This is a genomic window from Kribbella sp. NPDC000426 (genome assembly GCF_040300265.1).
Lineage (GTDB): Bacteria > Actinomycetota > Actinomycetes > Propionibacteriales > Kribbellaceae > Kribbella.
In genome coordinates this window covers 799,990-816,780 of record NZ_JBEPDK010000001.1, presented here as the reverse complement: position 1 = coordinate 816,780, position 16,791 = coordinate 799,990, and the positions used below count along the sequence as shown (strand labels likewise).

Sequence of the window (16,791 nt, the reverse complement as noted above, 5' to 3'; positions counted from 1 at the left end):
TGCTCCTGACTCCGAAGGACACTCCTGTGCGCCTCACCGACCGTCGGTTCGCGCTCGTACTGATCGCGCCGGCCGCACTGTTCCTCGCCGCGTTCGTGGCGTGGCCACTGCTCAGATTCGTCAGAGACGCGTTCTACGAGATCTCGCCGATGGCCGGCGGCCCGCGGAAGTTCGTCGGCTTCGAGAACTTCGCGACCGCCTTCAGCTCGCCCGCGTTCCAGGGAGCGGCGCTGCGGACGATCGTCTACACGGTCATCGTGGTCACGCTCGAGTTCGCCTTCGGCCTCGCTGTGGCATTGGTGTTCGCTGCACTCGGCAGCCGGTCGACGGTGTTCCGGACCGTCTTCATGTACCCGCTGATGGTCGCGCCGGTGGTGGCCGGCCTGCTGTGGCGATTCCTGCTCATCGACAACTTCGGCATCCTCAACGAGCTGCTGCGCCGGGTCGGGCTGTTGCACAGCACGGACCAGATCGGCTGGCTGAGCAACCCGAAGATCGCGCTGTTCTCGGTGGCGCTGCCCGACATCTGGCTGACGACGTCGTTCATCACGCTCGTGCTCTTCGCTGGACTGCAGAACGTGCCGAGTGACGTCATCGAGGCAGCGCACATCGACGGGGTGCGGTTCCCGACGTTGCTGTTCCGGATCATCCTGCCGTTGCTGCGGCCGGTGATCGCGGTCGCGCTGATCGTTCGCGGCATCGATGCCGCCCGGGCGTTCGACATCATCCTGATCCAGACCAACGGCGGGCCGCAGGACAGTACGACGACACTCAGCCTGCTGATCTACCGCACGATGACGCGCAACGGCGATCCCGGCCTGGCCAGCGCGATGGGCACGGTCTATCTGATCGCGATGCTCCTGGTCGCCGCGATCGCGATCTTCGCCATCTGGCGGCCGGGCGGTGAGCAGGCATGAACGGCCTCGAGACCCGTCGCCGCCCGACGCGCATCATCCTCTGGGGCGCCCTCGCTGCAGTCCTGGTGCTGTACGGATTCCCGTTCGTCTACCTCCTGCTGACGTCGTTCAAGACGCCCCTCGACGCGATCGCCGTACCGCCGCAGGTGTTGCCGTCGCAGTGGACGCTCGACAACTACGTCGCCGCGCTCAGCAAGGAAGGCGTCGTACCGGCGTTGATCAACAGCGTCGCGACCGCAGTGCTCAGTACGGCGTTCTCGCTCGCCCTCGGCGTGCCCGCGGCGTACGCGATCACCCGCTACCGCACGCCGAGCGGCCGGGTCTTCGTGGTCGCGGCATTGGTCACGCGGATGGTGCCGACGATCGCGGTCGGGGCGCCGCTGGTCGAGACGATGCGGCGGCTCGGCATCTCGGACACCACGATCGGACTCGCGATCGCCCACACCACGATCTCTTTGCCGCTGTCGATCTGGCTGATGTCGAGCTTCTTCGAGGCGGTCCCGGTCGAACTGGAAGAGGCCGCCAAGGTCGACGGCAGCGATCGGCTGCAGGCCTTCCGGCACGTCGTGCTGCCGGTCGTCTCCGGCGGGCTCGCGGTCACGGCCATCTTCGCGTTCCTCGCGTCCTGGAACGAGTTCCTGTTCGCACTCCTGCTCACGTCGGTCCGGGCGCAGACCACGCCGATCGTGATCGCGAACTTCCAGACCCAGTTCGGCCTCGACTGGGGCGGTATGACCGCGCTCTCGGCGGTGTACTCCGTCCCCGTCATCCTGCTCACCCTCGCCTTGCAGCGACACATCGTCGCCGGCTTGACCCTTGGCGCCGTCAAGGGCTGAATCCGCCTACGTCTTGGAGAAGATATGGAATTCTGGCAACCCAACAGCCCGCTCGGCGGCCTGGCCCACGTGAAGTCCGGCCGGTCGCGGCGCGAGTCGAGCTGGGACCGCACCGGCGGCAACCGGGACTTCGCGGTGGTGCCGGCCGGCGACACGTTCGTGATCGCCGACATCGCCGGCGCCGGCCGGATCGAGCACATCTGGCTCACGACGCGCTGCTACTCGGAGAAGTACCTGCGCAAGCTCGTGATCGAGATGTTCTGGGACGGCGAGGAGAACCCGAGCGTCCGCGCGCCGCTCGGCGACTTCTTCGGCGTCGGGCACGCGGTCGCGAAGCACTACATCTCCCTTCCGCTGAACGCCGTGTTCGGGCCCCGGCGCGGTCCGAAAGGACCGTTCGCGGCCGCGATGAACTGCTACTTCCCGATGCCGTTCGGCAGCAACGCCAAGATCCAGATCCGCAACGAGAGCGACCAGCCGATCGAGAACCTCTTCTACTACGTCGACTACGAGCTCAGCGACCAGCCGATCCCGGACGACGTCGCCCGGTTCCATGCGTACTACCGGCAGGAGAAGCCGACGACCGCCGTACGGCACTCCTCCGAGCTCGAGAATCCGGCGCCGTGGGACCTGCCGGGGACGAACCTGACCGGTGACGACAACTACGTGATCCTCGATGCGACCGGCACGGGGCACTACGTTGGCTGCGTGCTGAGCATCGACAACTTCGACGCCTCCAACCAGGTGTTCACCTGGCCGGGGGAGGGCGACGACATGTTCTTCATCGACGGGGAGGTGTGGCCGCCGTCGTTGCACGGGACCGGCACGGAGGACTACTTCGGCGCGGCCTGGGGATTCCCGAGCGGTGAGTACGCCGGGCCGTACCACGGCATCACGCTCGGCGCGAGCCCGCAGGAGCACTTCGGCCTGTGGAGCATGTTCCGCTGGCACATCGAGGACCCGGTCCGGTTCTCCAAGAGCCTGCGGGTGTCGATCGAGCACGGACACGCCAACGACCAGGGCAACGACTACTCCAGCGTCGCCTACTGGTACCAGTTGGGCGAGCACGCGCCGCATGCCGAGCTGCCTCCGGTCGAAGAGCGGTTGCCGCGGCGCTGGCCGGAACACGGACTGTGGGACGAGTAGATGCCTGACGAGGATGCGGTCGTGCCGAAGGTTGGTATCCGGGATGTCGCACGTGCCGCGGGTGTGTCCGTGACGACGGTTTCGCATGTGCTCAACGAGACGCCGCACACCCGGACGAGCGAGGCGACCCGGGACCGGGTGCGATCGATCGCCCGGGACCTTGGATACACCCCGAACCGGCTCGCCCGCGGTCTGCGCACGCGTACGTCGGACATGATCGGCCTGCTGACCGAGGAGATCGCGACCACCCCGCACGCCGGTCGCATCATCCTCGGTGCGCAGGAGGAGGCGAGCCGGCACAACCTCACGCTCGCGATCATCAACTCGCATCTCGACGCCGGGGCCGACGCCCGCCGCGCCGACGCCCGGGCGCTCATCGAGCGTCAGGTGGACGGCATCATCTACGCGACCGTGTTCCACCACGAGGTGTCCGTGCCGCGCGAGCTGCGAGCGGTGCCGGCGGTGTTGATAGGAGCCCTCGACCGGCAAGGCGTCGTACCGGCGGTCCTGCCCGACGAGGCCAGCGGGGCCGCCGATCTCGTTGCCCTGCTGGTCGCCGCCGGGCATCGACGCATCGCGTTCGCGAACTCGAGCATCGAGGTCCCGGCAACGCAGGGCCGCCTGGTCGGCTACCTCCGTGGCCTCGAGGACGCTGGCATCCCGCAGGACGACCAGCTGATCACGTCGGGCGTCTCGGAGGCGGCCGGCGGCTACACGACCAGCCGCGAGCTGCTGGATCGCCCCGACCGCCCGACGGCGATCTTCTGCTACAACGACCGGATGGCGATGGGCGCCTACCGCGCCGCTCAGGAGCTCGGCCTCCGAGTTCCCGACGACATCTCCATCGTCGGCTTCGACGACCAGGCGCCGATCGCGGCCAGCGTCTATCCGGCGCTGACCACGGTCGCTTTACCGCACTACGAGATGGGCGCCTGGGCGGTGGCCACGCTCACCCGGCTGATCCAGAGCAGCAGTACGTCGTGGTACCGCTCAACCCATCCAACCTGGCTCCCCTGCCCAGTCGTCCTGCGCGAATCAGTTGCCGGTCCTCAGACCTCCGAACGCTGAAGTTGCCGGGTGGTCGGGCGGTCGTCCTCGTCGAGGCGTACGACGATGTGGTCGTCGTAGCGCTCGTCCGAGTGGGGGTGGTCCGAGCGCCAGTGGCAGCCGCGGCTGTCCTGGCGGGCGGTTGCTGCCACGATCACGGATCGCGCCACCGTCGCGAGCTGGCCGGTGCCCAGGGCTTCGAGTTCGTCGACGGCAGCGTTCAGGCCCGCGCCGTCGCGCCGGATTCCGGCGTACCTGGTGAGGATCGAGCGGATCCGCTCCGGCTCGCGGTCCTCGCCGAGCACGACCTCGTGGGAGCGACCGTGGTCCGCCGCGGGCAGTTCGAGGGTGAGGGCAGTGGAGACGCGCCGTCCGAAGACCAGTCCCTCCAGCAGGCTGTTGGAGGCGAGCCGGTTGGCCCCGTGTACGCCGGTCGCGGCGACCTCGCCGACGGCGTACAGACCCGGTACGTCGGTCGCGCCGTTCCGATCGGTCCGGACTCCGCCGCACAGGAAGTGCTCGGCCGGCGCGACCGGGATCTGCTCGGACAACATGTCGACGCCGATGCGCGCGCAGGACGCCAGTACGGTCGGGAACCGCCGCCGGAGTACGTCGGGTGCCACACCGGTCGCGTCGAGCCAGACATGGTCGGACCCGTCGCGGCGCATCGTCGCCTCGATCGCCCGCGCGACGATATCCCGCGGAGCCAGATCGGCTCGTGGGTGCAATCCGTCCATGATCCTGCCGCCGTGGGCATCGCGCAGTACGGCGCCTTCGCCCCGGACAGCCTCGGTGACCAGAGGCAACTGGCCACTCGTCTCGCCGGTGTGGAGCGCGGTCGGGTGGAACTGGACGAACTCCATGTCCACCAGCGATGCGCCGGCCCGCAGCGCCAGCGCGATGCCGTCGCCGCGGACCGACGACGGGTTGGTGCTTGCCAGGTAGGCGTTGCCGATCCCGCCGGTGGCCAGTACGACGGCGCGCGCGTCGATCTGCGTGACCTGGCCGTCTGTCTCGACGAGCACGCCGACGATGCTCCCGGAGTCCGACTGCACCAGGCCGACGGTCCGGCCGGTCATCGTCCGTACGCCGGCTAGCTGCACCGCGCCAAGTAGCGCGCGATGAACCTCCGCGCCGGTTGCGTCACCGCCGGCGTGCACGATCCTGGGACGGCTGTGGCCGCCCTCCAGAGTCCTCGACAGCGATCCGTCGGCGTTGCGGTCGAAGCGAGCCCCGTGAGCGATGAGCTCGGCGACGCGTTGCGGTCCTTCCTCGACCAGCGCCCGGACGTTGCGGGGATCGCAGAATCCCGCGCCCGCGATGTCGGTGTCGCGCCAGTGGTCGAGCGGGTCGTCCTCGCCGTACGCCGCCGCGACGCCTCCTTGCGCCCAGGGCGTGCTGCCGTCGCCCGCGCTGAGCAGCAGTACGTCGCGGGTCGCGGCGAGGCCGAGCGCGGTCGACAGGCCGGCCACGCCGGAACCGATCACGACCACGTCCACGGCGCGGGTCATCGAGCACCCGCAGGCTTGCCGATGGCAACCATCCGCTCGACCGAACGCCGGGCCTTCTCGACGACCTCGGGCGGCAACTGGATCTCGTCGCGGCCCTCGCGCAGGCACCGCACCAGCAGCTCCGGGGTGATCATCTTCATGAACCGGCACGAGGCCTTCGGGTTCACCGGCACGAAATTCGTCCGCTGGTTGACCTTGCGCAGCTGGTGGAGCATGCCGATCTCCGTCGCGATCAGGGCCGTCTTCGCGGTCAGGTCGCGGGCGGTGTCCAGCATGCCTGCGGTGGACAGGATGTGGGTCCGGTCGGCCGGCAGGTCGCCGACGCCGGTGAGCCAGATCGCGGACGACGCGCAGCCGCATTCCGGGTGGATCAGGACCTCGGCCGTGGGATCGGCCGAGACCTGGGCCCGCAGATCGGCGGCGCTGATGCCGGCGTGGACGTGGCACTCGCCCATCCACACCTCGATGTTGTCCCGGCCGGTCTGCCGCCGGACATGCGCGCCGAGGAACTGGTCGGGCAGGAACAGGATCGGCTGGTCCGCCGGGATCGAGTTCACCACGTCCACCGCGTTCGACGACGTGCAGCAGACGTCGGCCTCGGCCTTCACCTCGGCGCTGGTGTTGACGTAGGCGACCACCGCGGCGCCGGGGTGTTCGGCCTTCCAGGCGCGCAGCTGGTCGGCGTCGATGGTGTCGGCAAGCGAGCACCCCGCCTGTGCGGTGGGGATCAGCACGGTCTTGTCCGGGCTGAGCAGCTTCGCGGTCTCGGCCATGAAGTGCACGCCGCAGAACACGATCGTGGACGCATCCGTGTCGGCAGCGATCCGCGACAGCGCAAGCGAGTCGCCCACGTGGTCTGCGACGTCCTGGATCGCCGGTTCCTGGTAGTTGTGGGCGAGGATCACCGCGTCGCGCTCCTGGGCGAGGCGGCGTACTTCGTCCTGCCAGGTGGTTGCTGTACCAACGGTCACAACAGGTCCTTCTCTCGGGAGATTTTCGCTTGACAGGCGATAACTGGGGATGGTTATGCGACCAGCAGGCTGATGTCGAGTGCGGTAGGGGAGTGGGTCAGGGCGCCGACCGACATCGCGTCGACGCCGATGGCGGCGACGTGGGCGACGGTGTCGAGCGTGATGTTGCCGGAAGCCTCGAGCCGGGACTTGGACCCGGAGCTGTCGCGCCACTCGATGATCTGAGCCATCTCGTCGGGCGACATGTTGTCCAGCAGGATCCATTCGACCTGGCAGTCGAGCGCCTGCCGGGCTTCCTCGGCGGTGGTGACTTCGACCTCGATCGCCATCCCGCGGCCTTCCGCGGTCATGCCGTCGCGGACCCGGCGTACGGCGGGGAGGACGCCGCCGGCCGCGGCCAGGTGGTTCTCCTTGAGCAGCACCATCGCGGCCAGGTCGAGCCGGTGGTTCGTGCCGCCGCCGCAGCTGACGGCGTACTTGTCAGTGGCCCGGAGGCCGGGCGCGGTCTTGCGGGTGTCGAGGAGCCGGACCGGGTGCGCTCCGATCGCGGCGACGAAGGCCGCCGTGAGGGTTGCGATGCCGGACATCCGCTGCAGGAAGTTGAGCGCCACCCGCTCGCCGGTGATGATCGAGCGCGCCGTACCGCTGATCGAGGCGATCAGCTGTCCGGGGCTGACCGGATCGCCGTCGGCGACGGCCGGTTTCACCGTTACCGCGGGATCGATCGCGGCGAACACGCCCTCGACGAGCGGCAGCCCGGCCACGCGACCCGCCTGCTTGGCGATCATCGTCGCCTCGACCTGCAGCTCGGCCGGGACGCTCCATCGCGTGGTGACGTCGTCCACCGCCTGGTCCTCGGCCAACGCGGCCGCCACCGCGGTCCGGACCGTCTCCGTTGTCAGTTGCATCTCTTGCTCCGACCTTCCGTGGTGTTTTCGCTTCAGAGGCGATAACTAACTGGCACGCTACCATCGGCGTCGTGCCCGCAGCCAAGAAAGGTGATCCGGTTAACTTCCCCAGTTACCCCCACGAAGTGCTGTCGGTGGTCATGTCGGTCCGGGACGGCCGGTTGTGCGTCCTGCTGTGGAAGCGCGCCCAGAACCCGCACCGCGGCCGTTGGGCGCTCCCCGGGGGCGGGGTCGAGCCCACCCAGCGGCTCCGGGAGGCCATCACCAGGCACCTCGCGACGAAGGTCGACGTCCGCGACGTCGCCCACCTCGAGCAGCTGGCCACCCACAGCGCGATCGACCGCGATCCGCGGGCCCGCGTCCTGGCCACGGCGTACCTCGGCCTGGTGCCGTCCGACGTACAGCCGGTGCTTCCGTCCGACACGGTCTGGCATCCGGTCGACGACCTGCCTCAGACCGCGTTCGACCACCACTTCTTCATCGAGGCGGCGGTCAGCCGGCTGCGGGCCAAGCTGTCGTACACGAACATCGGCTTCGCGCTCGCTCCCCACGAGTTCACGATCGCCGAACTACGCGACCTCTTCGGCGCCGCCCTCGGCTACGAGCTCGGCGCCACCAACCTCACCCGCGTTCTCACCCGCCGCCACGTCATCGCCCCCACCCCCCGCCGCTCCAGCCCCGGCCAGAGCGGCGGCCGCCCCGCCACCGTCTACAAATTCGCCGCCCGCGAACTGACCGTCACCGACCCCTTCGCAGTACTCCGCCCACCCCGCTGACCATTAGTCGTCCCACGCCGGGTGCGCGTAACCCGGGTGCCTATCGATGGGCATGAGAAATCTCCGTGAAGTACGACGCTTCGTCACGGCGCTCGCGGCGGTCGGCTGCCTGACAGTCGTCGCCGCGTGCGGCGGCGGGGCCGATGGCCAGAGCCAGGCTCAGTCGGCCGACAGCCCCGCGGCCGTGGCTTCCTCCCAGCCATCTCCGTCCGAGTCGGAGATGCCTGGTATGTCGATGTCGCCGGCTGCCCCGGCAGGTCCCGCCGTCAGCACCAACACGGTGGACATCAAGGAGTTCGCGTTCGGGCCGCAGAGTGTCACCGTCAAGGTGGGCACGACGGTGACGTGGACCAACGACGACCAGGATCCGCACACCGTGACCAGCCAGAACGGTAGCGGCCCGCTGAAGTCGAGCACGTTGCAGAAGGGCGACAAGTTCCAGTTCACGTTCACGAAGGCCGGCACGTTCGACTACCTGTGCACGATCCACCCGTTCATGACCGGAACGGTGGTGGTCACGGCATGAGCGTCGAGGACGATCACAGCCCCGAAGGAATGACGCGCCGTCAGTTGATGCGTCATACCGCCTGGTTCGGCGCGGCGGTGGTGCTGACGGTGACCGGGGGCGAGGTGATCAGTCAGATCGCGCGTCCGGACCAACAGCCGGCGGCGCTGCAGAACGACCCGAACGCGGTGCGGTTCGTCCAGATCAGCGACAGTCATCTCGGGTTCAAAGGCACCGCGAACGCCGCCGTCGAACAGTCTTTCGCGGATGCGATCCAGCAGATCAACGCGCTGCCGTACCGGTCCGATTTCGTCGTCCACACCGGTGATCTGACGCACTTGTCGACGCCCGCGCAGTTCGACCAGGTCAAGCAGATGATGGGTGGTCTGAACACGGGCCACGTCTTCACCGTGCCGGGTGAGCACGACTCCATCGACGACCACGGTCAGAAGTACCGCAAGGCGTTCGGCAAGGGGACCGTCGGGGACGGGTGGTACAGCTTCGACCTGCGCGGTGTGCACTTCATCTCGCTCGTGAACACCCTGAGTCTGGAGAGCCTCGGGCATCTCGGGAAGGACCAGGTCGAGTTCGTCCGGAAGGACACGGCGAATCTGTCCGCGGACACCCCCATCGTGGTCTTCAGCCATATCCCCCTGTTCGCGCTGTATCCCAAGTGGGGTTGGGGAACCGACGACGCCACCCAGGCGCTGAGCTATCTGAAGCGATTCTCGTCGGTGACCTGCCTGAACGGTCACATCCACCAGCTGTTCACCAAGACCGAAGGCAACATCACCTTCCACAGCGCGACCACCACGGCGTACCCGCTGCCGCGACCGGGCGAGCGGCCCGCGCCGACCCCCGTCACGCTGCCGGCCGGAAAGCTGAAGGATGCGCTGGGCATCCGCGAGGTCCGGTACGTCGAAGGCAACGACCGGCTCGCGATCAAGGATGTGAAACTGGCATGAGAACCCTTCGTCCCACCCTGGCGGCGCTGCCTGTTGCCCTCTGCCTGGCGGTCGCCGGTTACATTCACGCGCAGTTGTACGTGCGCAGCTATCACGCGATCCCGTACATCGGGACGTCCTTCCGATGGGACGCGGCCGCCTCGTTCGCGGTCGCGGCGCTCCTGCTGGTCCGGAACGCGACAGTCCTTCGCATCGTCGCGGTCGGCCTGTGTCTCAGCGGGCTCGGCGGTTTCGTCGGATCCCGGACGGTGGGTCTGTTCGGCTTCACCGAGCGGGGTTGGCAGCCTGCGCCCCAGGCGCTGCTCAGCGTCCTGGCCTGGGTCGTCGCACTGGTCCTGCTCCTGGTTCCGTTCGGCAAGCAGTTCGCGGAGCTCCGGGTGCGGCTCGTTGCCAAGGGCGGCGAGTAGCGCATGAAGATGTCTCAAGCAGTGGTTCTCGGAGGCAGTGTCGCCGGGTTGCTGGCGGCGCGGGTGCTCAGTCAGCACTTCGAGCGAGTGGTTGTGCTGGAGCGTGACGAGCTGAGCGGAGAGTGGGCCGGGGATCCGGTCGCTGATCCGCGGGAGCGAGAGGTACGACGTGGTGTGCCTCAGGGCCGGCACGCGCACGGATTGCTCGCGGCCGGGCTGAATGTCGTTGAAGAGTTGTTCCCAGGGGCGACCGACGAGCTGGTCGCGGCCGGAGTGCCGAGTGGCGACGTACTGGGCAACGTTCGGTTCTGCACGAACGGATTCCGGCTGCGGCAGGTGGCGATCGGGATGACCGCGCTGTCGTTCAGTCGCCCGTACCTCGAGAGCTATCTGCGGTCGAAGGTGTTCGCGCTGCCGGGCGTCGAGGTGCGGTGCGGTGTGGACATCGTCGGTGTCGACACCGACGCCGACGCGACCCGCGTGACCGGAGTGTTCGTGCAGGAGCGCGGCGCCTCGAGATTGGAAGCCGTCCCTGCCGACCTCGTTGTCGATGCCACCGGACGTGGGTCGCGGGCCCCGCGGTGGCTGGCCGACCTCGGCTACGAGCGTCCCCGGGAGGAGCAGTTGCACGTCGACCTCGCGTATGTGTCGCGGCACTACGACGTCGATCCGGCGTTGCTCGACGGCGATATCGCGATCATCATCGGGCCGAGCGCGGCGGCGCCTCGCGGCGGGGCGGTCATGCTGCAAGAGAGCGGCCGTGCGGTCATCACGCTGTACGGGATCCTCGGTGATCATGCGCCGCTCGACGACGCCGGGTACCGGGCCTACGCGCGCCGGTTGCCGCTGCCGTACGTCGCCGACATCGTCGAGAGGTCGGCACCGCTCGACGACGCGGTGAAGTTCCGCTTCCCGGCCAGCGTCCGGCATCGCTACGACGAGGCGCGGCGGTTCCCGAAGGGTTTCGCGGTGGTGGGTGACGCGCTGTGCTCCTTCAATCCGATGTACGGGCAGGGCATGTCGGTCGCGGGAGTGGAGGCGCTCCGTCTCGGCGACGCTGTTGCCCGCGGCGGTGCAGACGGGTTCGATGCGTTGCGGTTCTTCCGGGACGTCCGTCCGGTGATCGACATTCCGTGGCAGATCGCGACCGGCGGTGACGCCACGTTGCCGGGCGTGGACGGGCCGCGCGATGTCCGTTCCCGGCTGGTGAACCGCTATCTCGACCGGTTGTACGCCGCGGCGGCGCACGACGAGGTGGTTTCGATGGCGTTCAGCCGGGTCACGAACCTGCTGGACCCGCCCACGGCGCTGCTGCGCCCGGCCATCGCGACCCGGGTCCTCGGCCCAGGCCGGCGTACCCGAGGGAACGGATCGGACCGGGAAGGGGACACCGTGGGAATTAGGCATCAGGCCGGCCGAATCTAGGCATCGATGCCGATCCGCGACTCGTCGTACCGTCGGTAGCTTCGACGTGTGCAAGGACATGTGATCGCCGCCGATCAGTTGGCCGAGTGCATCCGGCACGGTCGGGGATGGAAAGTGACGTATTCGGGGGAGTCGGTAGTGGTCGGCCACTTGGTCGGCATGCTCCATGTGGCGGTGCTGCTGGCGAACCCGCTGCGGGAGATTCCTTCCATCGAGCTCGCCGGTGGCGTCAACGCCCTCGGGATGTCCTCTCGTCGCCACACCCAGTCGGCCCAGGTCGTCCTGGATCATGAGGCCGTCGGCAGCTACCGGCGCAAGCTCGACGAACTACGCGCCGAGGCCGGGCGGCTCGACGCGTTGGGCGACCAGGGCCGGGCTGCCGCGGTCCAGCCCGAGATCGACTGGCTGCTGCGCGAACTTGCCACCGCATCGGGTCTGAGCGGCCGCGTACGGAATTTCACCGACAATCCGGAGCGTGCGCGTGTCGCGGTCGGCAAGGCTGTCCGGCGGGCGATTTCTCGCGTCGAGCTGATCGCGCCGGCGATCGGCACACATTTGCGCGAGAGCGTCCACACCGGCCTGCACTGTGTCTATCAGCCCGCCTGACGGCGCCGCGACGCGCGATCCTCGTCGTCGAGGATCGCGTTGGCTTTCTCGGCTGCGCGAGTCCGGCTGGTCACACCGAGCTTGGCGAGGATCGAGGAGACGTGATGGTGAACCGTTCGCTCCGAGATCACGAGCCGGGCGGCGATCTCGGCATTCGTCCGGTCCTCGCGGATCAGGCCGAGGATCTCGCGCTCGCGCCGGGTGAGCCCGAGCGGATGCGCTCGCGTCGTCGCTTGCGGTCCGGCCGGAACCGACCGTACGCCGAGCGCTCGCAGGCGGGCTTGCACCACGCGGCTCGCGGGAGTGGCACCCAGCCGGTGGAGGATCGACAACGCGTGCCGCAGGTCTGTCTCCTCGGTCCCGTCGGCGAGGGCGAGCGCGGCGTCGTACGGACTCGACAGGTCCTGCCAGAGTTGTGCGGCCCCGGCGATGTTTCCGGCGAACAGCCGCCGGTAGGGCTCGGCGAGTTCGCCGCGCGGCGGCCGTGATGACCCGGTGCGGCGCAGCCAGGCCGCGATTTCGCCACGCTGCCATGCATCGCCGGTGACCAGCGCACTGTCGGCGTACTCCGCTTCGAGCCGTGCCTCCTGCTCGTCCCCGGCGAGCCACCGTGCTTCGGCACGGGCAAGCCTGGCCGCGACGACCAGGTACGCCTCAGTGGACCGTTCCGCCGTCGTGATCGCTTCATCGAGGTAGCGCCAGGCATCGCTCGTACCGCGCCGCGCGCTCAGCACGCCGAGCCGGACGAGGACCCACAGCCGGTTCGCCGGCGAATTGATCTCCCCGAGGAGCCTCGCCGCCAACGCCATCGCGTCATCCCATCGCCCCCGGCGTTCGAGGAGCAGCAGCTGCTCAGACTCGAGGCTGGTGACGTACGCGGTCAGGTCGTGGTCGGCACAGTAAACCAGTCCCTGTGCGAGATACCTCTCGGCGTCGTCGAAGTTCCTTCGGTCGCCGAGCAGGGCGCACAGGTTCACATAGGCCCGGCCGGCCGGACCGTGGTGGCCGTGTGCAACCGCGAGGTCGAGTGCCTCGAGCATCCGAGGCTGCCAGTCCAGCCCTTTGGTCGCGGCGCTGGTGGCAAAGGTGATTCCGGCAGCACAGAGGACATCGCTCGCGTGCAACGACCGCGCGAGTCGGCCGGCGATCCGAGCCTGGTCCATGGCCGAATCGTGCAGGCCGTGGAGCAGGCTCTGGTGCGCGAGCGTCGCACGAGCTCTGGCGAGCTCGACGGTCCGCCCGAGCGGCATCAACGTCATGACGGCGGACTCCGCCGCGGCGATCGCGTCGCGTCCGTGGCACGTGTGTGTTCTGATCCATGCCAGCCGTCCCCAGGCATCACTGACCCGCAGCGTGTTTCCCTGCCGTTGCCAGAGCTCCAGTGCTCGCTCAGCTGCTTCTTCGGCGTCCTGCCAACGATCCAGCAGCGACGCCTCGTCCGCATACGCGTCGTACAGGGCCGGCAGCGACGGGTCCCGATCGGTGGCATGCCGGAGGGCGCGCTCGAACTGCGCTGCCGCTTCCCGATGAGAGTTCAATCCAGCTGCCCGATAGGCAGCCGCGGGCGCGTAGCGCAGGACCGCAGTACTGTCGTTCGCTTCCTCGGCGTGAAAGGCCAATCTGGCGTCATCGTCACAACCTGTGCTCTCCAGCTGTGCCAGACATGACTGGTGGATCAGACGCTGACGGTGCACCGGGATGGCTTGGGCGATGGCCAGGCGCGCGATCTCGTGGCGGAACCGCAGTCCGCCGTTGTCGTCCACCAGCAATCCGCCCGCGATCAGCTCGTCGACAGCCGATCGCCGCTGCGGGCGGACACCCTCCAGCAGCCCGACGTCGATCCGGCTGCCCGTCAGCGCCGCGACCTCCAACACCGCGGACGTGTCGCGGTGAAGCCGCGCGGCGCGGGCGAGTACGACGTCCCGCGCCGACTCGGGGACGTGGTCGGCGAGTCCGTCCTGCAGGACCTCGGTGACAAAGAACGGATTGCCACCGGTCAGTTCGTACAGCTCGTCGGCGTCGACCGCGCTGGTCGCTGCCAGCACACCGACCGCCTGGCGGGAGAGCCGGGCCACCCCGATGCGCCGGGTCGCTGCGACCGGACCGACATCGCCGAGCACCATCCGGAGCGGATGGTCGAGCGCCAACGCGTCGTCGCGGTAGGTCGTCAGCAACAGCAGGGACGCCCCCTTCATCCGGCGGCCGAGGAACCGAACCAGGTCGAGGCTCGCCTCGTCCGCCCAGTGAATGTCCTCGATCACGACGACGTGCAGCTTCGTCGCAGCCGATGTCTGCTGATGAAGCGCGCGGAACAACTGCTCGCGCGGCGCCCCGTTGCGGCAGAGCCGTGCCAGGTCACCGCCCAACTGATCCGCGAGATCGAAGAGCGGACCGAGCGGACGCGGAGTGAAGAGACCGTCGCACCCGGACCAGTACCAGTCCGCGTCCGGCAATTGGGCTTCGAACTGCTCCAGCAGCGAGGTCTTGCCGACACCGGCCTCGCCGGAGACCAGCACGAGCCGGCCGGTGCCGTTCCCGGCGTCGACCGCGTACTCGTGCAGGCCGGCGAGGGCTGCATCCCGTTCAAGAAGGTGACCGCTCGATGTCAGGCCGGATCGACTGCCACGCTCAGTGCTGCCTTCGTGATCAGCGTGCATGTCTGCCCGTCTCGCACAGTCCAGAGGTCACTTGAATGATAGCTACGGGGCTACGACGGCCTCCCGGACGGACTTGGCGAGGCTGTGACCTAGCTCCTGACCGGCGTAGTGGTCGAGCCTGGTATGGATTCCGGCATAGAGGCGGCTGAGTCCGGCTTCGTCGGCGATGGCCTGCAGGGAGCGGAACCTCCGCGTGACGCCGGGAAGCAGTTCGGAGCTGACCGCGAGCTGCAAGCGTGGATCGAACTCCCGGCCCAGCAGGGTCGCCGCGGTCTGGGAGACCACGCTGTGCGCTCCTGGGTAGGAGGGGTCGGCCGGTGTGGTGGCCAGCGGGGTCCAATCGGGATCCGCCGTCGTGGAATGGTTGCCATCGGCATCTGCGAGCCGGATCGCGGTGATCGGCCGCCAGATCCGGAAGTGATACTTGGCGTCGTAGAACGCGATCACCGCGTCGGCCACCGCGAGGTTGAGGTGCGCGAAGATGCGAGCGGCACGGAGCAGATCGTTGCCTTCGGCCCGGACGGCGGTCTGGGTGATCTCGTTCCAGTAGTTCCAGATCGGTGCCGCCCAGAAGTTTGCCTGCTCGGTCTGATCGGGCTTACGGCCGGTGCTGTTGTTCTGCCCCAGTCGCCGGACTTCGTTGATCGCCGCGGCGTACCGGCGGGTGTCGAGGCCGGGATAGTTCTGCGGCCGGAACCGGTCGGCGCGCTTGATCAGGAACGGCGTCACCCCCGACCAGTGGGTGAACACGGCCGGAGCCTCGGCCGGTGGTGTCGGCCGGTACTGTCCGGGCTCGGTGCCGGCCGGCAGCGGCGGCGGGACGACCGACGAGCCGTCGTTGGCGCGTAGGTCGAGGAGGAGACGAGCGGTCAGGCGCCCCGCGTCGATCCCTGTCTCTCGCGCGTGGCCCTGGCCGACAACGCTCAGTTGGCCCGCGAGTTGACGGCCCAGGTCCGCGGTCTGCGCGGGATACAACGCGACGAGAATGTCGTGCCCTGCTTGGGCTGCCGCGGCGATCGGCGAGGCCCCCGGCCGGGCGTGCACGGCAAAGAGGTACGGCGTACCCTCCCCGGTACTGGCGACCACCGCGTTGTGGATCGCGGCGTGCAGGAGCGCGAAGCTCCGGGTCGGGTGGACCGTAGGCGGCTGCAGGCCGGCTGTGCGGACGATCCGGAGCAGTGTCTGGTTCCACGCGATCACGACATCGGCACCCGTACGGGCTTGCCTGGTCAGTTCGAGGGACGGGACGCGGGCAGCGGTACGGGCAGCGGCGAAACTGGTGTCTGTTGCTCCGACGGCCACGGCCGCCGCGGTCGTACCACCGGCGAGCAGCAGGCCGCGACGTGAGACTGGAGATGTCACGTTGACTCCACAGAGACGATTCGATGGACACCAAGGGATAGGTATGCGGGTTACGGGTGCGGGCCCGTGTAACCCCCACGCCTATTACAGGTGTGGGGTTGTGTCGGTCCTGACTTTCGAAGTGGATGGTGACGGGTGGCGGGACAACGATCGTGGGGGCGTCGGAAACCCGAGGCTGAGTCAGGCGCGGACGCGGGTACCGTGCCCGCTCCGACTCGTCTGCACGTGGTGAGCGAGGACAGCTATCCCGACTGGGAGGCTGTCTACAACGACAACGTGGACCGGGTCTACCGGATGATGTTCGCCAAGGTCGGGAATCGGCCGGACGCCGAGGATCTCACCGCCGAGGTCTTCGCGACGGCGTTGCGGCCCTTGCAACTGTCGGCGAGCGTCGGCGAGGTCCGGGCGTATCTGTTCGCCACCGCGCGAACCGTGCTCGCGGGGTACTGGCGGCGAACGATGGGCCGCGAGATCACCGTGCTCGAGGAGGACCGGGCCTCGACCGAACCGGTGACCGGCGCCGACGACGACGCCGACGACACCGACCGCACCGGCGCGATCGCCCGGGCGGAGGCGATCCTGGCGGAGCTTCCGGAGCGATACCGGCGCATCCTGCAGTTGCGCTTCATCGGTGCCTGTTCGTTGAAGGAGGCCGCGATCGAACTGGGAGTGAGCGTAGGCAACGCCAAGGTGCTTCAGCACCGCGCACTTCGCCAGGCCGCGGCTGTGGCCGACAGAATGGAGGGGTGAGG

Annotated in this window: 16 protein-coding genes; 11 read left to right on the top strand and 5 right to left on the bottom strand. The window is 68.5% G+C overall.

Annotated features, from left to right (window positions below; all coding sequences use genetic code 11):
• The first annotated feature begins 26 nt into the window (after positions 1–26).
• Genes ABT313_RS03990 through ABT313_RS03975 form a run of 4 tightly spaced genes read left to right on the top strand, consistent with a single transcriptional unit; the run spans position 27 to position 3,967 of the window.
• On the top strand, positions 27–917 hold the full coding sequence (locus ABT313_RS03990; RefSeq protein WP_350848395.1) for a carbohydrate ABC transporter permease: 891 nt from the start codon (positions 27–29) through the stop codon (positions 915–917).
• Positions 914–1,753 carry a carbohydrate ABC transporter permease gene (locus tag ABT313_RS03985; protein ID WP_350848393.1) on the top strand — a complete coding sequence of 280 codons (840 nt, stop codon included), beginning with the start codon at positions 914–916 and terminating at the stop codon, positions 1,751–1,753. Before ABT313_RS03990 ends, ABT313_RS03985 begins: the two co-directional genes overlap by 4 nt.
• A gap of 24 nt (positions 1,754–1,777) precedes the next feature.
• Complete coding sequence (locus ABT313_RS03980; RefSeq protein WP_350848391.1) at positions 1,778–2,899, top strand: glycoside hydrolase family 172 protein; 1,122 nt, start codon at positions 1,778–1,780, stop codon at positions 2,897–2,899.
• Positions 2,900–3,967 carry a LacI family DNA-binding transcriptional regulator gene (locus ABT313_RS03975; protein WP_350848389.1) on the top strand — a complete coding sequence of 356 codons (1,068 nt, stop codon included), beginning with the start codon at positions 2,900–2,902 and terminating at the stop codon, positions 3,965–3,967.
• Here the strand turns inward: ABT313_RS03975 and nadB are convergent.
• Genes nadB through nadC form a run of 3 tightly spaced genes read right to left on the bottom strand, consistent with a single transcriptional unit; the run spans position 3,949 to position 7,336 of the window.
• Complete coding sequence (gene nadB / locus ABT313_RS03970; protein ID WP_350848387.1) at positions 3,949–5,457, bottom strand: L-aspartate oxidase; 1,509 nt, start codon at positions 5,455–5,457, stop codon at positions 3,949–3,951. The two genes, ABT313_RS03975 and nadB, sit on opposite strands and share 19 nt — an antisense overlap.
• Positions 5,454–6,428 carry a quinolinate synthase NadA gene (gene nadA, locus ABT313_RS03965; RefSeq protein ID WP_350848385.1) on the bottom strand — a complete coding sequence of 325 codons (975 nt, stop codon included), beginning with the start codon at positions 6,426–6,428 and terminating at the stop codon, positions 5,454–5,456. Before nadA ends, nadB begins: the two co-directional genes overlap by 4 nt.
• A gap of 53 nt (positions 6,429–6,481) precedes the next feature.
• Positions 6,482–7,336, bottom strand: a complete 855-nt coding sequence (gene nadC, locus ABT313_RS03960; RefSeq protein ID WP_350848383.1) for a carboxylating nicotinate-nucleotide diphosphorylase — start codon at positions 7,334–7,336, stop codon at positions 6,482–6,484.
• Positions 7,337–7,461: 125 nt separating this feature from the next.
• On the opposite strand from nadC, the gene ABT313_RS03955 reads away from it, so the two are divergent.
• Genes ABT313_RS03955 through ABT313_RS03930 form a run of 6 tightly spaced genes read left to right on the top strand, consistent with a single transcriptional unit; the run spans position 7,462 to position 12,020 of the window.
• The gene (locus ABT313_RS03955) at positions 7,462–8,112 is read left to right on the top strand and encodes an NUDIX hydrolase (RefSeq protein ID WP_350848381.1); all 651 of its coding nucleotides are present in this window, start codon (positions 7,462–7,464) and stop codon (positions 8,110–8,112) included.
• Positions 8,113–8,164: 52 nt separating this feature from the next.
• Positions 8,165–8,638 carry a plastocyanin/azurin family copper-binding protein gene (locus ABT313_RS03950; protein ID WP_350848379.1) on the top strand — a complete coding sequence of 158 codons (474 nt, stop codon included), beginning with the start codon at positions 8,165–8,167 and terminating at the stop codon, positions 8,636–8,638.
• Positions 8,635–9,582: a metallophosphoesterase family protein gene (locus tag ABT313_RS03945; protein WP_350848378.1), complete on the top strand. Its 948-nt coding sequence runs from the start codon at positions 8,635–8,637 to the stop codon at positions 9,580–9,582. The genes ABT313_RS03950 and ABT313_RS03945 overlap by 4 nt, the downstream gene beginning before the upstream one ends.
• Positions 9,579–9,989: a hypothetical protein gene (locus ABT313_RS03940; RefSeq protein WP_350848376.1), complete on the top strand. Its 411-nt coding sequence runs from the start codon at positions 9,579–9,581 to the stop codon at positions 9,987–9,989. The genes ABT313_RS03945 and ABT313_RS03940 overlap by 4 nt, the downstream gene beginning before the upstream one ends.
• 9 nt (positions 9,990–9,998) lie before the next feature.
• Positions 9,999–11,414 (top strand): FAD-dependent oxidoreductase, encoded by a 1,416-nt coding sequence (locus tag ABT313_RS03935; RefSeq protein WP_350848374.1) that lies wholly within the window; start codon positions 9,999–10,001, stop codon positions 11,412–11,414.
• A 60-nt stretch (positions 11,415–11,474) separates the two neighbouring features.
• Positions 11,475–12,020, top strand: a complete 546-nt coding sequence (locus tag ABT313_RS03930; protein ID WP_350848372.1) for a hypothetical protein — start codon at positions 11,475–11,477, stop codon at positions 12,018–12,020.
• On the opposite strand, the gene ABT313_RS03925 is transcribed toward ABT313_RS03930, so the two are convergent.
• Complete coding sequence (locus ABT313_RS03925) at positions 12,008–14,677, bottom strand: ATP-binding protein (protein WP_350848370.1); 2,670 nt, start codon at positions 14,675–14,677, stop codon at positions 12,008–12,010. The genes ABT313_RS03930 and ABT313_RS03925 overlap by 13 nt on opposite strands.
• Positions 14,678–14,719: 42 nt before the next feature.
• Positions 14,720–16,039 (bottom strand): vanadium-dependent haloperoxidase, encoded by a 1,320-nt coding sequence (locus tag ABT313_RS03920; RefSeq protein ID WP_350848368.1) that lies wholly within the window; start codon positions 16,037–16,039, stop codon positions 14,720–14,722.
• Between the two features lie 201 nt (positions 16,040–16,240).
• On the opposite strand from ABT313_RS03920, the gene ABT313_RS03915 reads away from it, so the two are divergent.
• Positions 16,241–16,789 carry an RNA polymerase sigma factor gene (locus ABT313_RS03915; RefSeq protein WP_350848366.1) on the top strand — a complete coding sequence of 183 codons (549 nt, stop codon included), beginning with the start codon at positions 16,241–16,243 and terminating at the stop codon, positions 16,787–16,789.
• The last annotated feature ends 2 nt before the right edge of the window (positions 16,790–16,791 follow it).

Bases quoted from the DNA above. Each gene is read 5' to 3' on its own strand.
- ABT313_RS03935 (WP_350848374.1), top strand. From the start codon at position 9,999: ATGTCTCAAGCAGTGGTTCTCGGAGGCAGTGTCGCCGGGTTGCTGGCG.
- ABT313_RS03940 (WP_350848376.1), top strand. From the start codon at position 9,579: ATGAGAACCCTTCGTCCCACCCTGGCGGCGCTGCCTGTTGCCCTCTGC.
- nadB (WP_350848387.1), bottom strand. From the start codon at position 5,457: ATGACCCGCGCCGTGGACGTGGTCGTGATCGGTTCCGGCGTGGCCGGC.
- nadC (WP_350848383.1), bottom strand. From the start codon at position 7,336: ATGCAACTGACAACGGAGACGGTCCGGACCGCGGTGGCGGCCGCGTTG.
- ABT313_RS03975 (WP_350848389.1), top strand. From the start codon at position 2,900: ATGCCTGACGAGGATGCGGTCGTGCCGAAGGTTGGTATCCGGGATGTC.
- ABT313_RS03980 (WP_350848391.1), top strand. From the start codon at position 1,778: ATGGAATTCTGGCAACCCAACAGCCCGCTCGGCGGCCTGGCCCACGTG.
- ABT313_RS03925 (WP_350848370.1), bottom strand. From the start codon at position 14,677: ATGCACGCTGATCACGAAGGCAGCACTGAGCGTGGCAGTCGATCCGGC.
- ABT313_RS03950 (WP_350848379.1), top strand. From the start codon at position 8,165: ATGAGAAATCTCCGTGAAGTACGACGCTTCGTCACGGCGCTCGCGGCG.
- ABT313_RS03985 (WP_350848393.1), top strand. From the start codon at position 914: ATGAACGGCCTCGAGACCCGTCGCCGCCCGACGCGCATCATCCTCTGG.
- ABT313_RS03945 (WP_350848378.1), top strand. From the start codon at position 8,635: ATGAGCGTCGAGGACGATCACAGCCCCGAAGGAATGACGCGCCGTCAG.